This is a genomic window from Arenimonas alkanexedens, assembly GCF_054781355.1.
The window spans coordinates 31122-47629 of the sequence record NZ_BAAGUO010000004.1; the positions used below are offsets into that span (position 1 = coordinate 31122).

The window sequence follows — 16508 nt, forward strand, 5'->3', positions numbered from 1 at the left end:
TCGCAAAGGATGAGCCGAGCATACACCGGCGAACTGTCGTCGCCCTATCAGCCGGCGGCGTGCGTGACCTTGCTGCCCGAGCTGCGGCCCAGCAGGTTGGCGAGCCAGCGTCCCGTCTCCACCAGCCGCGGCAGGTCCACCGCGGTCTCGATGCCCATGCCCTGGAGCATGTAGACGACGTCCTCGGTGGCGACATTGCCGCTGGCGCCGGGCGCATAGGGGCAGCCGCCGGTTCCGGACACCGCGGCATCCACCACCGCCACGCCTTCCTCCAGGCAGGCCAGGATATTGGCCAGCGCCTGGCCGCGGGTATCGTGGAAGTGGATCGCCAGTGCGCTCATCGGAACGTGTTCCGCCACCGCACGCAGCATGGTGCGGGCGTTGACCGGTGTGCCGATGCCGATGGTGTCGCCAAGCGACACTTCATAGCAGCCGAGCTCATGCATGCGGCGCGCGACACGGACCACGTCGGCCAGCGGAACCTGGCCCTGGTAGGGGCAGCCGAGCACGGTGCTGACGTAGCCGCGCACCTTGACGCCGTCGGCGCGCGCGCGCTCGAGCACGGGCAGGAAACGCTCGATGCTTTCATCGATCGAGGCGTTGATGTTCTTGCGATTGAAGGCCTCGGAGGCGGCGCTGAATACCGCGACTTCCTCGGCGCCCACCGCGCGAGCACGCTCATAGCCCTGCAGGTTGGGCACCAGCACTGGATAGCTGACGCCCGGCGCACGACGGATGCCGGTGAATACTTCCGCGGCATCGGCCAACTGCGGCACCCATTTGGGGCTGACGAAACTGGTGGTCTCGATGCTGCGCAGACCGGTGGCCGACAGGCGGTCGATCAGCTCGATCTTGGCTGCGGTCGGGATCAAGGTGGCTTCGTTCTGCAGACCGTCGCGCGGACCCACCTCGACGATGCGGACGCTCACGGGCAGGCTCATGGCGCCTCCAGCTTGACCAGGACGGCATCGGATTCGACGAAGTCACCTTCGGCCGCCTGCACCGCGGCGACCTTGCCGGCGCGCGGCGCCTTCAGGCTGAGCTCCATCTTCATGGCCTCCATCACCAGCAGTTCTTCGCCCTCGGCGACGCTCTGGCCGACGCTGGCCTTCACCACGACGATGCGACCGGGCATCGGCGCAAGCACGCGATCGCCCTGGCCGGCGGCGGCATCGCCTTCGAAGCGGAAGGCCGGCACGCGTTCGAGCCGCACGCGGTGTTCGCCGTCGTGCACGCTGGCCGAACCGGCGTCGGCATTCGCGCGCATGCGTGACTGGCGGCCGTCGACTTCGGCGCCCAAACGGCCATCGGCGAAGCGGGCGCCGCGCACAATCAATTCGCGATCGCCGGTGCGCAGGCGGTAGTCGCCGGCGCTGCCCTGGGCGCGCACTTCGATGCGTTCGCCGCGATGCAGGAAGCACAGCAGTCGTTCGCCCGCGTGGCCAAGTCGCCAGCCATCGGCGATGGCCCAGGGCGTATGCGGGTCGGTGCCGCCGCTGGCGAGGGCGCGCGTACTGGCTTCGTCATGCAGTGCCGCCGCGGTGGCCGCTAGGGCCAGGTGGGCATCGGGCAGGGCAGCGTCGCGCGGCAGCACTTCCTCGAGATGGGCGTCGAGGTAGGCGGTGTGGATGCTGCCCTCGACCACCCGCGGGTGGCGCACGAGTTTTTCAAGGAAGTCGATGTTCGACTTCGGGCCGACGATCTCGCAGTCGGCAAGGGCTTCGCGCAGGCGGGCCAGCGCGCGCGGACGGTCCAGGTCCCAGACGATGAGCTTGGCAATCATCGGGTCGTAGAAGATGGTGACCGTATCGCCTTCGACCACGCCGGCGTCGAGCCGCACATGCGCCGAGGGCGTCGGCAGCCGCAGCCGCTCGAGCTTGCCGGAGCCGGGCAGGAAACCCTGCGAAGGATCCTCGGCATACAGGCGCACTTCGATGGCGTGGCCGTGGTGGCGCACGTCCTGCTGGTGCAGCGGCAGATGCTCGCCGGCGGCGACGCGCAGCTGCCACTCGACCAGGTCCAGGCCGGTGACCAGCTCGGTGACGGGATGCTCGACCTGCAGGCGCGTGTTGATTTCCATGAAATAGAAATCGCCCTGCGGGCCGACGATGAACTCGACGGTGCCGGCGTTGACGTAGTCGATCGCGCGCGCCGCCTCGATCGCGGCCTCACCCATGCGCAGTCGAAGTTCGGGGGTCAGGAAGGGCGAGGGCGACTCTTCGACCACCTTCTGGTAGCGCCGCTGGGCCGAACATTCGCGTTCGCCCAGGTGGATGGTCTGGCCATGGCGATCGGCGAAGACCTGGATCTCGATGTGGCGAGGTTCGGCGATATAGCGTTCAAGCAGCACGCGGTCGCGGCCAAAGGCGCTGGCGGCCTCGCGCTGGCAGGATTCCAGCGCGGCGGCGAACTCGCCGGTTTCGCGCACGATGCGCATGCCCTTGCCGCCGCCGCCGTGGGCGGCCTTGATCATCAGGGGATAGCCGATCCGGTCCGCCTCGGCCTGCAAATGGTCGGGGGCCTGGTCTTCACCGGTGTAGCCAGGCACCACCGGCACGCCCTGGTGGTGCATGAGCTGCTTGGCGCCGGCCTTGCTGCCCATCTTGCGCATGGACGCCGCGCTGGGACCGATGAAAGCGATGCCCGCGGCCTCCACCGCTTCGGCGAAGTCAGCGTTCTCGCTCAGGAAGCCATAGCCCGGGTGGATGGCCTGGGCGCCGGCGCGTTTGGCGGCGTCAATGATCGCGTCTGCGCGCAGGTAGCTGTCCTGCGGCCGCGGCCCGCCGATCGGCCAGGCTTCGTCCGCCAGCCGCGCGTGCTGGGCATGGGCATCGGCCTCGGAATAGACGGCAACCGTCCGGATGCCGAGGCGCCGGCAGGTGCGGATGATCCGGCAGGCAATCTCGCCGCGGTTGGCGATCAGGATCTTGTCGAACATCAGGAGGCAATCCAATTCGGGGGGCGTTTGTCCAGGAAGGCGGTCAGGCCTTCCTGGCCCTCGGGTGACACGCGCAAACGGGCAATGAGCGCGGCGTTGTCGATATCCAGTCGTTCGGCGGCCTCCGGCGTCATGCCGGCGCTGCGCAGGGCGACTTGCTTGGCTTCGCGCTGTGCGCGGGGTCCACCCTTGGCCCAGAAATGCAGGGCCCGGTCGACCGCGGCATCGAGCTCGGCAACCGGCGCAAGCACGTGCAGCAAGCCGATGGCCTGCGCCTGATGGGCATCAATCACTTCGGCGCCGGTAAACAGGCGACGCGCATGGCGACCGCCGATGGCGGCCACGACATAGGGTGAGATCACCGCCGGCACCAGACCCAGCTTCACTTCCGACAGCGAGAACTTCGCGCCCTCTGCGCCGATGGCCAGGTCACAGCAAGCCACGAGACCGACGCCGCCTCCGTAGGCCGAACCGTTCACCCGGGCGATGGTCGGCTTGGTCAGGAAGTTGAGCGTGCGCATGAGCTTGGCCAAGCGCAGCGAATCTTCGCGGTTCTCTTCCTCGCTGGCCTGCGCCATTCGGCGCATCCAGCCCAGGTCGGCGCCGGCGGAAAAGGTGCTGCCGTCGCCGGTCAGCACTACGGCGCGCACCGACGGGTCGGCATCCAGGGCCAACAGGGCGTCGGTGAGTTCGGCGATCAGGACGTCGTCGAAGGCGTTGTGGACCTGGGGGCGGGCCAGCGAGAGGCGGGCGGTGCCGCCACTGCGGTCCAGTCGGATGGCCTGGGTCATGCGGGCTCCTCGGGGCAGGCGCCCATGATAGCGGTTGGCCCCGGTTGGCCGGCACCCGCCCGCTATCCGCCGGCACGGGAATGGCATACAATGCGACTCATTCGCAACTGGAGTGGCGCAAGCATGACTCTTTCCGAACTGCAGGCCGGCCGTCTCGGCGTCGTTTCCGGGGTCCACGATCTGACGCCGGGCGACAGCGTGTCGCGGCGCTTGCGCGACCTGGGCTTCGTGGCCGGCGAGACCGTGCGCCTGGTCACCCGCGGGCCGATGGGCGGCGAGCCGCTCTTGGTGCAGGTCGGCTTCAGCCGCTTCGCCATGCGCCACGCCGAAGCCGCCCGCATCAACCTGCAGCCGCAGACCGCCTGAATGTCCGCGTTGAACATCGCCCTTGTCGGCAGCCCAAACTGCGGCAAGACGGCGCTGTTCAATCGCCTCACCGGCAGCCGCCAGAAGGTGGCCAATTACGCCGGCGTTACTGTCGAACGCAAGGAAGGCCTGTTCCGCACGCCGGGTGACCGCAGCGTGCGCGTGCTTGATTTGCCGGGCGCCTACAGCCTCGACGCCGCCAGTCCCGACGAAGCGATAACTCGCGATATCTGCCGCGGCACGCTGGCGGGAGAGCCGATCCCCGACCTGCTGGTGTGCGTGGTGGACGCGACCAACCTGCGGCTGCACCTGCGCTTTGTGCTTGAGCTGCGCCAGCTGGGTCGTCCGATGGTACTGGCGCTCAACCTGATGGACGTGGCGCGTCGCCGCGGCATCGTCATCGACGTGCCGGCGCTGCAGGCGCGCCTGGGTATCCCGGTGGTGGAAACGGTCGCGATCAAGCGCGAAGGCGCGGCGGGCCTGCTGGCGCAGCTCGACGAGGCTTTGCCGCCGGCCGCGCCCTCCGAGGACGACGGCGACCTGCACGCGCAGGTGTCGGCGCTGTTGGCCGAATGCGTGACCATGCCGGCGCATACCGGCAACCTTGATGACCGCCTGGACCGCTGGCTGCTGCATCCGGTGTGGGGCTTGCTGATCCTGAGCGCGGTGATGTTCCTGATGTTCCAGGCGGTCTTCAGCTGGGCCGGGCCGCTTCAGGACACGCTTTCGGGCTGGATTTCCATGCTGGGTGCGGCGGTGTCGGGGGCGATGCCCGAAGGCCCGCTGCGCAGTCTGGTCGGCGATGGCCTGTTCGCCGGACTGGGCACGGTGATGGAGTTCCTGCCGCAGATCCTGCTGCTGTTCGTATTCATCCTGACGCTCGAGGAGTCGGGCTACCTGCCGCGCGCCGCCTTCCTGCTGGACCGGCCGATGCGCGCCGCCGGGCTGACCGGGCGCAGTTTCATCCCGCTGCTGTCGAGCTTTGCCTGCGCCATCCCGGGCATCATGGCCACCCGCTCGATCCAGGATCCGCGCGATCGCCTGGCCACCATTCTGGTCGCGCCGCTGATGACCTGCTCGGCGCGGCTGCCGGTGTACACGCTGTTGATCTCCGCCTTTATCCCGCGCGAGAACGTGCTGGGCGTGTTCAACCTGCAGGGGCTGGTGATGTTCGCGCTGTATTTCGCCGGCGTCGCCAGCGCCATGGCGGCGGCCTGGGTGATCCAGCGCCTGCGCCGCGGCGAGGGCGAGCACGTGCTGCTGCTTGAGCTTCCCAGCTATCGTTTGCCGAACCTGCTCGACCTGGGCATCGGCCTGTGGGAACGCGCGCGCATCTTCCTGCGCCGGGTCACCGGCATCATCCTGTCCCTGACCGTGCTGCTGTGGTTCCTGTCGAGCTATCCGGCGCCGCCCGAGGGTGCGATCGGGCCCGCGATCGACTACAGCCTGGCGGGCCGTATCGGCCGCTGGATGGAGCCGTTCTTCGCGCCGATCGGGTTCAACTGGCAGATCTGCATTGCTCTGATCCCGGGCCTGGCGGCGCGCGAAGTGGCGGTGGCGGCGCTGGCTACGGTGTACGCGCTGTCGGCCGCCACCGATGCCGAGGCGATCGGCGCTCTGTCGCCGCTGATCGCTGCCGACTGGTCGCTGGCTACGGCGCTGTCGCTGCTGGTCTGGTACGTGTACGCGCCGCAGTGCCTGTCCACCATCGCCGTGATCAAGCGTGAAACCAACAGCTGGAAGCAGGCCGGTATCGCCACGGGGTATCTGTTCGCGCTGGCCTATCTGGCCTCGCTGATCACCTACCAGCTGGCGCGGGCCCTCGGCGCATGAGTCCGCTGCTGCAGACGGTGGTGGTGGTGGCGATCGTCGGCGCGAGTGCGCTGTCGCTGATGCGCACGCTGGCGCCGAAGCCGATGTGGCAGGCGCAAGCGCGGCTGTCTTATTGGTTGGAGCGCGAGTCGCGGCCGGCCTGGCTTCGCCGGCTCGGGCTCGCGCTGCGGCCGTCGATGCAGGCCACCGCCAGCGCCTGCGGCACCGGCTGCAGCACCTGCAAGGCCTGCAAATAAACCCTGTAGGAGGGCCTTCAGGCCCGAAGCTCTTGCGCGAAGAGCTTCGGGCCTGAAGGCCCTCCTACAGGGGCTTGCTTACATCCGGAAGACGCCGAAGCGCGCCTTCTCGATGGGGGCGTTGAGGCTGGCCGAGAGGGCGAGTCCCAGCACGCGGCGGGTGTCCGCCGGGTCGATGATGCCGTCATCCCACAGCCGCGCGGTGGCGTAGTAGGGGTGGCCCTGGCGCTCGTACTGGTCGCGGATTGGCGCCTTGAATGCCTCTTCTTCGTCGGCGGTCCAGGTCTTGCCGGCGCCTTCGATGCCGTCGCGCTTCACGGTAGCCAGCACGCTGGCTGCCTGTTCGCCGCCCATCACGCTGATGCGCGCATTCGGCCAGGTCCACAGGAAGCGGGCACCGTAGGCGCGGCCGCACATGGCGTAGTTTCCGGCGCCAAAGCTGCCGCCGATCACCACGGTGAACTTCGGCACGTGCGAGCAGGCCACGGCGGTCACCATCTTGGCGCCGTCCTTGGCAATGCCCGCGTTCTCGTATTTCTTGCCGACCATGAAGCCGGTGATGTTCTGCAGGAACACCAGCGGGATGTCACGCTGGTTGCACAGCTCGATGAAGTGCGCGCCCTTGAGCGCGCTCTCGGCGAACAGGATGCCGTTGTTGGCGACGATGCCCACCGGGTAGCCGTGAATGTGCGCGAAACCACAGACGAGCGTCTTGCCATAGCGCGCCTTGAACTCCTGGAACTCGCTGCCGTCCACCACGCGGGCGATGATTTCGCGGATGTCGAACGGGCGCCGCGTGTCCTTGGGGATCACGCCATAGAGCTCCTCGGCGGCGAACAGCGGCTCACTGGGCGGCTGCACGGCCACTGGCAGCGACTTCTTGCGGTTGAGGTGGCGGACGATGTCACGGGCGATTTCGAGCGCGTGCAGGTCGTTCTCGGCGAAATGATCGGCCACGCCGCTGACCGAGGTGTGTACGTCGGCGCCGCCCAGGGACTCGGCGTCCACCACTTCACCGGTGGCCGCCTTCACCAGCGGCGGGCCGCCCAGGAAGATGGTGCCCTGGTTGCGCACGATGATCGATTCGTCGCACATCGCCGGCACGTAGGCCCCGCCGGCGGTGCAGCTGCCCATCACCACGGCGATCTGCGGGATGTTCATCGCGCTTAGCCGGGCCTGGTTGTAGAAGATGCGGCCAAAGTGCTCCTTGTCCGGGAAAACCTCATCCTGCAGCGGCAGGAAGGCGCCGCCGGAATCGACCAGATACAGGCAGGGCAGGTGGTTCTCCATGGCCACTTCTTGGGCACGCAGGTGTTTTTTCACCGTCATGGGGAAGTAAGTGCCGCCCTTGACCGTGGCATCGTTCGCCACCACCACCACTTCCTGGCCGTGCACGCGGCCGATGCCGGTGATGACGCCCGCGGCGGGTGCGGCGTCGTCGTACATGCCACCCGCGGCCAAGGCCGAGAGTTCGAGGAAAGGTGAGCCCGGGTCGAGCAGGGCGGTGATGCGATCGCGCGGCAGCAGCTTGCCGCGTTCGGTGTGCTTGCTGCGGGCCTTGTCGCCGCCGCCCTGGGCGACGCGCGCCAGCTGGATTTCGAAGTCCTCGACCGCCGTGCGCAAGGCGTCGGCGTTGTCCTGGAACTCGGGCGATCGGGGGTCGACGTGGCTGGTGATGATGGGCATGCGCGCAAGCTCGGCGGGGAACTCGGTCAGTTTACGGGCCCAGCGCGGGAGCGCCTAGCATCGTCCGGACAAAAGAAAACGGGCGCGACTTGCGTCGCGCCCGTTCACTCTGGAGCTTGTCAGCAACTTACTCGTTGCTGGCGTCGTCAGCAGCTTCTTCCGCAGCGTCAGCCGCGTCGCCCGCCAGATCGGCAGCGGCGTCGGCCATGTCGGCAGCGGCGTCAGCCATCTCGTCGGCACCGGCGTCCATCGCGCCGGCAGCGTCGGCAGCGGCGTCAGCGGCCACGTCAGCGGCGTCGGAAGCGATGTCGGCGGAAGCGTCGGCAGCGTCGGCAGCGACTTCGGTCGCGGCGTCGGTGGCGGAGGCAGCAGCGTCAGCGGCGTCGGTGGCGGCAGCTTCGGCAGCAGCAGCGGCATCGTTCGCCGCGTCAGCCGCCTGCTCTGCCTGGTTCGAGCAGGCCGCCAGGGCCAGGCCCAGGGCCATGGCGAGCAGGGTCTTGTTAAAGGACATGGTGTTGTTTCCTCGTCTATACAAATTTGGACTATCAGGACGTGTGCCAGTCGGCACACGTGCACGCAATCTTGACAAGAACTGGGCCGGAGTCAAGCAGAATGCAACCTTAACGAAAAATATATGTTTGCCGGGCCCCAGAACTTGGCCCTGTTTCAGGGCAGTTCGATCGCCACCGCGGTGGCTTCGCCGCCACCGATGCACAGGGCGGCCACGCCGCGCTTGCCGCCCCGGCGCTGCAGGGCGTGGATCAGGGTGACCACCAGGCGAGCACCGGATGCGCCGATCGGGTGGCCCAGGGCGCAGGCGCCACCGTGCACATTGAGCTTCTCGTGCGGAATGCCCAGTTCCTTCATCGGGGCCATGGCGACCACGGCGAAGGCTTCGTTGACCTCGAACAGGTCCACGTCGGCCACCGACCAGCCGGCCTTGGCCAGCACGTTGCGGATGGCGGCGACCGGGGCCGTGGTGAACCATTCCGGCTCGTGGGCATGGCTCGCCTGGGCGACCAAGGTGGCCAGCGGGACCAGGCCTTGGGCCTTGGCAGCCTCTTCAGACGCCAGCACCACGGCGGCGGCGCCGTCGTTGATGGACGAGGACGCGGCGGCGGTGATGGTGCCGTCCTTCTTGAACGCGGGGCGCAGGCTCGGAATTTTGGCGATGTCGCAGCGGCCCGGCTGTTCGTCGGTGTCCACCACCACGTCGCCCTTGCGGCTGGCGACCGTGACCGGCGCGATTTCAGCCTTGAACGAGCCGTCGGCCTGGGCCGCCAGCGCCCGGCGCACGGATTCCGCGGCGTAGGCGTCCTGGTCGGTGCGGCTGAACGCGTACTTGTCGGCGCATAGTTCGCCGAACACGCCCATGGCCTGCTTGTCGTAGGGGTTGGTCAGGCCGTCCCAGGCCATGTGGTCGAGCATCTCGGTGCTGCCGAACTTGGTGCCGGTGCGCGAGCCCATGAGCAGGTGCGGGGCGTTGGTCATCGACTCCATGCCGCCGGCCACCACGACCGAAGCCGAACCGGCGCGGATCATGTCGGCGCCCATCATGATCGCCTTCATGCCCGAACCGCAGACCTTGTTGATGGTGGTGCAGCCGGTGGCCGTAAGCAAACCCGCGCCCAGGGCCGCCTGGCGGGCCGGGGCCTGGCCCAGGCCGGCGGGCAGGACGCAGCCCATGACCACCTCGTCGACCGCCTCGGCTTTCACGCCCGCCTGCGCGACCGCCGCCTGGATGGCCGTGGCCCCGAGCTGCGTGGCGGGCACGCCGGTGAACTGGCCCAGCAGGGCTCCGAGTGCGGTGCGCTTGGCACCCGCGATGACGACCTTGGTCATGGTGGCTCCGAAATGATGAGGATCAGCCCATCATTATAGCCGCTCCCTGTAGGAGGGCCTTCAGGCCCGAAGCCCTTCTGTAGGAGGGCCTTCAGGCCCGAAGCCCTTCGCCGGAAAGCTTCGGGCCTGAAGGCCCTCCTACAAGGTGCTTCAGGCGCGGTCTTCGAACAGCTCGCGTCCGATCAGCATGCGGCGGATCTCATTGGTGCCGGCGCCGATCGCGTAGAGCTTGGCGTCGCGCAGGATGCGGCCGGTGGCGTACTCATTGATGTAGCCGTTGCCGCCCAGCGACTGGATGCCCTCCAGCGCCACCTGCACCGCTGCTTCGCTGGCGTGCAGCAGGCAGCTGGCCGAATCCACGCGGCTGGTGTGGCCGGCGTCGAAATCGCGCGCCACCTGGTAGGCGAAGGCACGCGAAGACTGCAGCGACGTATACATGTCGGCGATCTTGCCCTGCATCAGGCCGAAGGTGCCGATGGCCTGGTCGAACTGCTTGCGCTCGCGCACGTAGGGCAGGGCGATGTCGAGTGCGGCCTGCATCAGGCCGATCGGGCCGCCGGTCAGGACGAGGCGTTCGGTGTTCAGGCCACTCATCAGGACCTTGACGCCCTGGTTCACTTCGCCCAGCACGTTCTCGGCCGGGATCTCGCAGTTCTCGAACACCAGCTCGCAGGTGTTGGAGCCGCGCATGCCCAACTTGTCGAGCTTCTGGGCGGTGCTGAAACCCTTCATGCCCTTCTCGACCAGGAAGGCGGTCATGCAGCGAGAGCCCGCGTCCTTGCCGGCGGTGCGCATGTAGACGATCAGCACGTCGGCCTCGGGGCCGTTGGTGATCCACATCTTGCTGCCGTTGGCGATCCAGACGCCGTCGCGCAGTTCGGCGCGGCAGCTCATCGAGCCCACCACGTCGGAGCCGGCGCCAGGCTCGCTCATGGCCAGCGCGCCCTTGAGTTCGCCGCTGCACAGGCCCGGCAGGTATTTGCGGCGCTGCGCCTCGTTGGCGTTGGCATACAGATTGGCCACGCACAGGTTCGAATGCGCGCCGTAGCTCAGGCCCACCGAGCCCGAGGCCCGGGAGATTTCTTCCATCGCCACCAGGTGGGCGAGGTAGCCCATGTCCGAACCGCCGTACTCGGACGGAACGGTCAGGCCCAGCAGGCCCAGCTCACCGAGCTTGGGCCACAGGTCGGCGGGAAACAGATTGTCGTGGTCGATCTGCGCCGCCCGGGGCGCGATCTCGGCGTCGGCGAAACGCCGGATGGCATCGCGCAGGGCATCGAGGTCTTCGCCAAGGGGAAAGGTACGCATGATGACTCCGTGTCAGGGGTAAGCAGGGAAGCATGACCGGGCCGACGTCGCGGCCCGGTCAAGGGCTTGCTTAGTTTCCGCGGCGACCCTGGAAACGCGGCGCCGGGGCGCCCAGATGCGGCAGGCGCAGCTTGCCGATGGCGCTGATGCGCTCTTCGGCCATGCGGTCGGCGGCCTTGTTGGTCGGGATGCCGTCGCGCTTGGCAATCTCGAAGATACGGCCGAGGTTGTAGTAGATGGTGCGCATCATGCGCATGGCGCGCTCGCGGTTGTAGCCGTCGATCTCGAGCGAGACGTTCATCAGGCCGCCCGCATTCACCGCGTAGTCCGGCGCGTACAGGATGCCGCGGGCGTCGAGCTCAACGCCCATCTCGTCGGTGGCCAGCTGGTTGTTGGCGGCGCCGCAGATAACCTTGCACTTGAGGCGGTCGAGCGTGTTCATGTTCACCGTGCCGCCCAGGGCGGTCGGCGAGTACACGTCGGCGTCAACGTCATAGATGTCGTCCAGGGCCACCGCTTCGCAGCCGAACTCGTCCACGGCGCGCTGCACCGAGTCCTTGTTGATGTCGGTGACGAAGACCTTGGCGCCGCGTTCGCGCAGCAGCTTCACGAACTCCATGCCGACGTGGCCTACACCCTGCACGGCGTAGCTGTAGTCGCCCACTTCTTCATTGCCGAACTTGACCTGGAGCGCAGCCATCAGGCCCTGCAGCGTGCCGTAGGCGGTGAACGGCGACGGGTCGCCCGAGCCGCCGTGCACCTGGTGCACGCCGGTGACGAACTCGGTCTCACGCAGCACGTATTCCATGTCGTTGACGTCGATGCCGACGTCTTCGGCCGTGATGTAGCGACCGCCGAGCGAATTGACGAAGCGACCGAAGGCGCGGAACAGCGCCTCGGACTTGTCCTTGTTCGGGTCACCCCAGATCACTGCCTTGCCGCCGCCCAGATTCAGGCCCGACACCGCTGCCTTGTAGGTCATGCCGCGGCTCAGGCGCAGCACGTCGTTGAGCGCCTCCGCCTCGCTGGCGTAAGGCCACATGCGGGTGCCGCCGAGCGCGGGGCCCAGCACGGTGTTGTGGATCGCGATGATGGCCTTCAGGCCCGCGTCCTTGTTGTGGCAGAAGACCACTTCCTCGTGGCCCGAGGTGGAGATGGTTTCGAAGATCATGGGTAGCTCCGGTCCGGCGGGTGCCGCGGGCCTGCGCTGAGGCAGGCGTGCGCGGTTACGTGAAAAAGTATCCGCAAGTTATTGAATTTATGCGCTTTATACTGGTCCGGCACTCGCTGCCCCAGGGCCAGGCGCGCCGTAGTGTAAAGCAATCGCTCTAAACGAACAGCGGCCCGGGATGACCGGTCCCAGCGCCCCGCTGCGTTCATATAAATGCTTGGCCGCCTTGTCTCTCCCCGGAAGGCCGCCGGCGAACACCCTGAAGCAGGGTTATTGGGCGGTCGCCACGCGATCGCCCATTTTTTTGGCTTTTCGCCGGTGGTCAGGGGCCGCGGCGGGCTTCACGCTACGTAGCCGTCCCAGCCAGCCCAATGGCGCCGTCTTCACGCGGACCCTCGCCATTTCCCTCCTGTTCGACACCACGGAAGCGACCTCTACGGGCGCAGACGAGGCCGCCATGGTGGCCTTGGTCGGGCGCATCCGTCTGGGTGATGCCGCGGCTCTGGGGGAGCTCTATGACCTGGCGCTGCCGCGGGTCTACGGCCTGGCCTTGCGCGTGCTGCGCCAGCCGCAGGATGCGGAGGAGGTCGTCAGCGACGTTTTCCTGCAGGTCTGGGACCAGGCCGGGGCCTTCTGTCCGGCGCGCGGGGCGGTCATGGCCTGGCTGCTGACCCTGGCCTGGAGCCGCGCGGTGGACAAGCAGCGCCGCGTTCGCCGGCAGCGGCTGGAAGTGCCGCTGCATCCGGACGGCCCCTGTGCCTCGTATAGCCCCAATGACTGGGTTGCCGATCCGGACTTCCTTCAGCGTCTGGGCAATGCCCAGACGGTTCAGCACGCGTACCGGGCGCTGACGCCCAGCCAACGCACCGTCATCGAACTAACTTTTCAGGAGGAACTGTCGCAGCCAGAGATCGCGCAACGCACCGGCCTGCCCCTGGGTACGGTGAAGTCGCATGCCCGCCGCGGTCTTGCGGCGATGCGTGCCGCGCTGATGGCTGAAGGTGGAACCGAATGAGCACCCATCGCACCGATCCCGAGCACCTGTTGCTGGCGGCCCTGGCCGGCGTGCTTCCGACGCAATCGCCGCCGCCGGCGCAGGCGCAGGCGCTGCGCGGCCGGATACTGGCCGCGGCATCGCGCACGCGCACCCAAGTCATTCGCGCCGACGAGGGCGAATGGGTGCCGTTCGTGCCGGGCATCCGTATCAAGACCCTGCGCCGCGATGCGGCCGAGGGAACCCAGACCAGCCTGTGGCGAATCGAGCCCGGCGCCCGGGTGCCGTCGCATCCGCACACGCGCGAGGAAGAGTGCCTGGTGCTGGAAGGGTCGGTCATCCACGACGACGTCGAGTATTTCCCCGGCGACTTCCTGCTTGCGCCCCCGGGCGAACACCACAAGCCGTTCCTGGCGCCGCGCGGGGCGCTGCTGATGATCCGCAGCGAGCTGATTCCCGACCTGGGCATGCCGCGCGCCAGCGACGACTGAAAAATATTCCGGTCGCCTGCATCCGCGAGCCGCCGCACCTGCGTACACCCCCATAACCCCGCTGCGGACACCGCCCGATGAATCGTTTGCTTGCCAGCGTGCTGGTCACGCTCTTCCTCTCCTGCCTGGCCCTGGGCGCGCGCGCCACGGCGCCCGTGAAGCCGCGTCCCCCATCCCCGGTGGATATCGCCCTGGCCAGTCCGGTGCCGGTCTGGGAGCGGGCCGGCATCCTGGTCGAGCAGGGCGGCCGCGCGCTCTACACCTACACCCCTGACGTAGCCGGCGAAAGCCGCTGCGACGCCAAATGCGAAGCGCTGTGGCCACCGCACTACGCCGAGCCCGGCGCCGAGCCGCACGGCCCCTTCACGATTGCACGCAGCTCCGACGGCCGCCCCGTGTGGGCCTGGCAGGGCAAGCCGCTGTACCGCTGGATCTCTGACCGCAAGCGCGGTGCGGCCGGTGGCGATGGCGTCGCCGACGTCTGGCACCTGGTAAGGGTGCCGGCCGAGCGCAAGGCCGAGGTCACCCGCTACTTCCCCATGCCGACGCCCCGACCGGGCACCAGCAACCGTTCTTCATCCCACTCCCAACTTCCGAGGCTGCGCTGATGACCCACCGACTCCCCATGCCCCGCCGCTTGGCGCTCACCTTGGCCCTGCTGGCCGCCGCCGGTGCCGCCCAGGCCCAAGACAGTGCCGGCACCAGCGGCAAACTGCTGCTCACCGGCGGCGTCAGCCAGGTGGAAGGCGCGGCCGGCGGCGGACTGACGCCCTGGGCCGTGATCGGCGGCTACGGCACCCGCGACCAGATCGGCGCGAACGCTTTCTATACCCGGGTCGGACTCGACGATTACACCCTCGACAGCTACGGCGTGCTGGTCGGTTTCTACGACCGGGTTGAACTGAGCTTCTCGCGTCAGGCCTTCGATACGGAATCGGTGGGCGGCGCGCTGGGTCTCGGCAACGGCTTCACCTTCACCCAGGACACCATTGGCGTGAAAGTGAAGATCGCCGGCGACGCCGTGCTCGAGCAGGATAGCTGGCTGCCGCAGATCTCGGTGGGCGCGCAGTACAAGAAGAACGACCAGCCCGGCGTGCTGGCCTTCGTGGGTGCGCAGGACGACAGCGGCGTTGACTACTACGTCAGCGCCACCAAGCTCTACCTGGCCCAGAGCCTGCTGCTCAACGGCACCGTGCGTTTCACCAAGGCCAACCAGTTCGGCATCCTGGGCTTTGGCGGCGACCGCAACGACAGCTACGAAGCCCAGTTCGAGGGTTCGGTGGCCTATTTGCTGAGCCGTAACCTGGCCATCGGCGCCGAGTACCGCACCAAGCCCGACAATCTTGGCATCGCCGACGAGGACGCTGCCTGGGACGTGTTCGTGGCCTGGGCCCCGATCAAGAACGTGTCGCTGACCGTCGCCTACGTCGACCTCGGCAACATCGTCATCCGCGACGACCAGCGTGGCGTTTACGCCTCGCTTCAGGTCGGCTTCTAAGTCCCCCGGAGCATCCTATGAAAACCCTGCTTTCGATTACGTTCGCCCTGCTGCTTGCCGCCGGCCCGCTGGCCGCCCAGGACCTGGCGATTTCCGCCGAAGACCAGGCGCTGCTCGACGAAGAGGCCCGTCTCGACGCGGCCGAAGCCGAGGCCGAGGGCGAGATGGTCGCCAATGATCCGTCCGCCCCGAACCCGGCGCCCGCCCATCCCGAACTGCGCCCGGTGCTGGAGCAGTTCGGCGGCGAAGCCGGCCTCACCGCGCTGATGGAGACCTTCATGGCCGGCCTGCTGGCTGACCCGCGCACCGGTCCGTTCTTCGCCAACTCCGACCAGGTGCGGGTGAAGCGCCAGCTGACCGAACAGTTCTGCGTGATCCTGGGCGGCGACTGCAGCTACACCGGCCGGGACATGAGGAGTTCACACCGCGACATGCAGGTCGGCCGCGGCGAATTCAACGCCCTGGTGGAAGTGCTGCAGGTGGCCATGAACCAGCACGACGTACCCTTCGCGGCCCAGAACAAGCTGTTGGCGAAGCTGGCGCCGATGCACCGCGAAATCGTTACCCAGTAACTGCCTTGGGGCGGCGGGGCCGGACGCCGGGAAGGGTCCGGCCCCGCTTTTTCTGCCGCCCCCGGTGCAAGTTCAGCCCCGCTTGCCTAGACTCAGCAAATGGCCGACCTGCTCATCGACGACCTCCCGGGAAGCCTCGGCTACGGCGCCGGGCTGCTGTACGGCCTGCCGCAGCCGCCGCGCTGGATGGGTGAGGTCAATCCCGACCTGCAGAAGTCCCTGCTGCTGCTAGACAGCGGCGAACTGCTGTTCGGGCAGTTGACGGGGCTGGACTGGGAAGGCGGCAACGTCATCCTGCGCGCCGGCGACGTGACCCATTCGAACCCGATCGGAAGCCTGCGCGGGATCATGATCAGCGCGGACACCCTGGGGCGGGCGGTGGCACCGCCGCTGTCGGTGGCCTCGACCCTGCATTACCGCGACGGTGGCGAGTGGCGGCTGTCGGCCCACAGCGCCAGCGCAGATCTTTTTGGCGCCGGTTTTTTCGCGGTGGACGAGGGCGAACTGCACGCGATTTTCGTGCCGTGGCGGGCCTTGGCCGAGCATCGGGTGACCTTCGAATCCGGGCTCGATGACCATCGGCGCGGACGGCTGCAGCGTGAAGTGGCGTTCCGGCGCGGCGCCGAGATCGATCGGCTGCGGGTTGCGCGGCTGGACCTGGTGGAGGCGGGTGGGCGCGAGGATTGTGATATCCGGCGTAGTGCGTTTGCGAAGGCGTTTTGTGAGGAGTTCGGGGGGTAGGTGTTTGCGGCGGTGATGGGGCGTTCCCCTCTCCCCAACCC

The 16508-nt window shown here is 67.9% G+C and carries 17 protein-coding genes; 9 read left to right on the plus strand and 8 right to left on the minus strand.

The window, feature by feature from the left end:
* Positions 1 to 47: 47 nt before the first annotated feature.
* The 3 genes from ACYVGY_RS09875 to ACYVGY_RS09885 are packed head-to-tail and all read right to left on the minus strand — an operon-like array spanning position 48 to position 3729.
* Positions 48 to 941 carry a hydroxymethylglutaryl-CoA lyase gene (locus tag ACYVGY_RS09875; protein ID WP_460457326.1) on the minus strand — a complete coding sequence of 298 codons (894 nt, stop codon included), beginning with the start codon at positions 939 to 941 and terminating at the stop codon, positions 48 to 50.
* Positions 938 to 2938, minus strand: coding sequence for an acetyl/propionyl/methylcrotonyl-CoA carboxylase subunit alpha (locus tag ACYVGY_RS09880; RefSeq protein ID WP_460457327.1), 2001 nt, complete (start codon positions 2936 to 2938; stop codon positions 938 to 940). Before ACYVGY_RS09880 ends, ACYVGY_RS09875 begins: the two co-directional genes overlap by 4 nt.
* Positions 2938 to 3729, minus strand: a complete 792-nt coding sequence (locus ACYVGY_RS09885) for an enoyl-CoA hydratase-related protein (RefSeq protein ID WP_460457328.1) — start codon at positions 3727 to 3729, stop codon at positions 2938 to 2940. The genes ACYVGY_RS09880 and ACYVGY_RS09885 overlap by 1 nt, the downstream gene beginning before the upstream one ends.
* A 123-nt stretch (positions 3730 to 3852) precedes the next feature.
* Here ACYVGY_RS09885 and ACYVGY_RS09890 point away from each other — a divergent pair, with 123 nt between their 5' ends.
* The 3 genes from ACYVGY_RS09890 to ACYVGY_RS09900 are packed head-to-tail and all read left to right on the plus strand — an operon-like array spanning position 3853 to position 6164.
* Positions 3853 to 4095, plus strand: a complete 243-nt coding sequence (locus ACYVGY_RS09890; RefSeq protein WP_460457329.1) for a FeoA family protein — start codon at positions 3853 to 3855, stop codon at positions 4093 to 4095.
* Positions 4096 to 5928 carry a ferrous iron transporter B gene (gene feoB / locus ACYVGY_RS09895; protein WP_460457330.1) on the plus strand — a complete coding sequence of 611 codons (1833 nt, stop codon included), beginning with the start codon at positions 4096 to 4098 and terminating at the stop codon, positions 5926 to 5928.
* Positions 5925 to 6164: a DUF6587 family protein gene (locus tag ACYVGY_RS09900; RefSeq protein ID WP_460457331.1), complete on the plus strand. Its 240-nt coding sequence runs from the start codon at positions 5925 to 5927 to the stop codon at positions 6162 to 6164. Before feoB ends, ACYVGY_RS09900 begins: the two co-directional genes overlap by 4 nt.
* A gap of 78 nt (positions 6165 to 6242) precedes the next feature.
* On the opposite strand, the gene ACYVGY_RS09905 is transcribed toward ACYVGY_RS09900, so the two are convergent.
* The 5 genes from ACYVGY_RS09905 to ACYVGY_RS09925 all read right to left on the minus strand — a co-directional run bounded on the left by ACYVGY_RS09905 (position 6243) and on the right by ACYVGY_RS09925 (position 12171).
* Positions 6243 to 7850: a carboxyl transferase domain-containing protein gene (locus ACYVGY_RS09905; RefSeq protein WP_460457332.1), complete on the minus strand. Its 1608-nt coding sequence runs from the start codon at positions 7848 to 7850 to the stop codon at positions 6243 to 6245.
* 127 nt (positions 7851 to 7977) lie between these two features.
* The gene (locus ACYVGY_RS09910) at positions 7978 to 8361 is read right to left on the minus strand and encodes a hypothetical protein (RefSeq protein WP_460457333.1); all 384 of its coding nucleotides are present in this window, start codon (positions 8359 to 8361) and stop codon (positions 7978 to 7980) included.
* Between the two features lie 155 nt (positions 8362 to 8516).
* Positions 8517 to 9692 carry a thiolase family protein gene (locus ACYVGY_RS09915; protein ID WP_460457334.1) on the minus strand — a complete coding sequence of 392 codons (1176 nt, stop codon included), beginning with the start codon at positions 9690 to 9692 and terminating at the stop codon, positions 8517 to 8519.
* 150 nt (positions 9693 to 9842) lie between these two features.
* Complete coding sequence (locus ACYVGY_RS09920; protein ID WP_460457335.1) at positions 9843 to 11000, minus strand: acyl-CoA dehydrogenase family protein; 1158 nt, start codon at positions 10998 to 11000, stop codon at positions 9843 to 9845.
* Positions 11001 to 11070: 70 nt separating this feature from the next.
* Positions 11071 to 12171 carry a Glu/Leu/Phe/Val dehydrogenase dimerization domain-containing protein gene (locus ACYVGY_RS09925; protein WP_460457336.1) on the minus strand — a complete coding sequence of 367 codons (1101 nt, stop codon included), beginning with the start codon at positions 12169 to 12171 and terminating at the stop codon, positions 11071 to 11073.
* Positions 12172 to 12628: 457 nt separating this feature from the next.
* On the opposite strand from ACYVGY_RS09925, the gene ACYVGY_RS09930 reads away from it, so the two are divergent.
* From ACYVGY_RS09930 to ACYVGY_RS09955, 6 genes are all read left to right on the plus strand, one after another.
* Complete coding sequence (locus ACYVGY_RS09930; protein ID WP_460457337.1) at positions 12629 to 13186, plus strand: sigma-70 family RNA polymerase sigma factor; 558 nt, start codon at positions 12629 to 12631, stop codon at positions 13184 to 13186.
* The gene (locus ACYVGY_RS09935) at positions 13183 to 13656 is read left to right on the plus strand and encodes a cupin domain-containing protein (protein WP_460457338.1); all 474 of its coding nucleotides are present in this window, start codon (positions 13183 to 13185) and stop codon (positions 13654 to 13656) included. The genes ACYVGY_RS09930 and ACYVGY_RS09935 overlap by 4 nt, the downstream gene beginning before the upstream one ends.
* 77 nt (positions 13657 to 13733) lie before the next feature.
* Entirely contained in the window at positions 13734 to 14264 is a 531-nt protein-coding gene (locus ACYVGY_RS09940) for a COG4315 family predicted lipoprotein (protein WP_460457339.1), read from the plus strand.
* Entirely contained in the window at positions 14264 to 15154 is an 891-nt protein-coding gene (locus tag ACYVGY_RS09945) for a DUF3034 family protein (protein WP_460457340.1), read from the plus strand. The genes ACYVGY_RS09940 and ACYVGY_RS09945 overlap by 1 nt, the downstream gene beginning before the upstream one ends.
* A 17-nt stretch (positions 15155 to 15171) precedes the next feature.
* The gene (locus ACYVGY_RS09950; RefSeq protein ID WP_460457341.1) at positions 15172 to 15726 is read left to right on the plus strand and encodes a group I truncated hemoglobin; all 555 of its coding nucleotides are present in this window, start codon (positions 15172 to 15174) and stop codon (positions 15724 to 15726) included.
* 99 nt (positions 15727 to 15825) lie between these two features.
* On the plus strand, positions 15826 to 16467 hold the full coding sequence (locus tag ACYVGY_RS09955; protein WP_460457342.1) for a hypothetical protein: 642 nt from the start codon (positions 15826 to 15828) through the stop codon (positions 16465 to 16467).
* Positions 16468 to 16508: the final 41 nt, after the last annotated feature.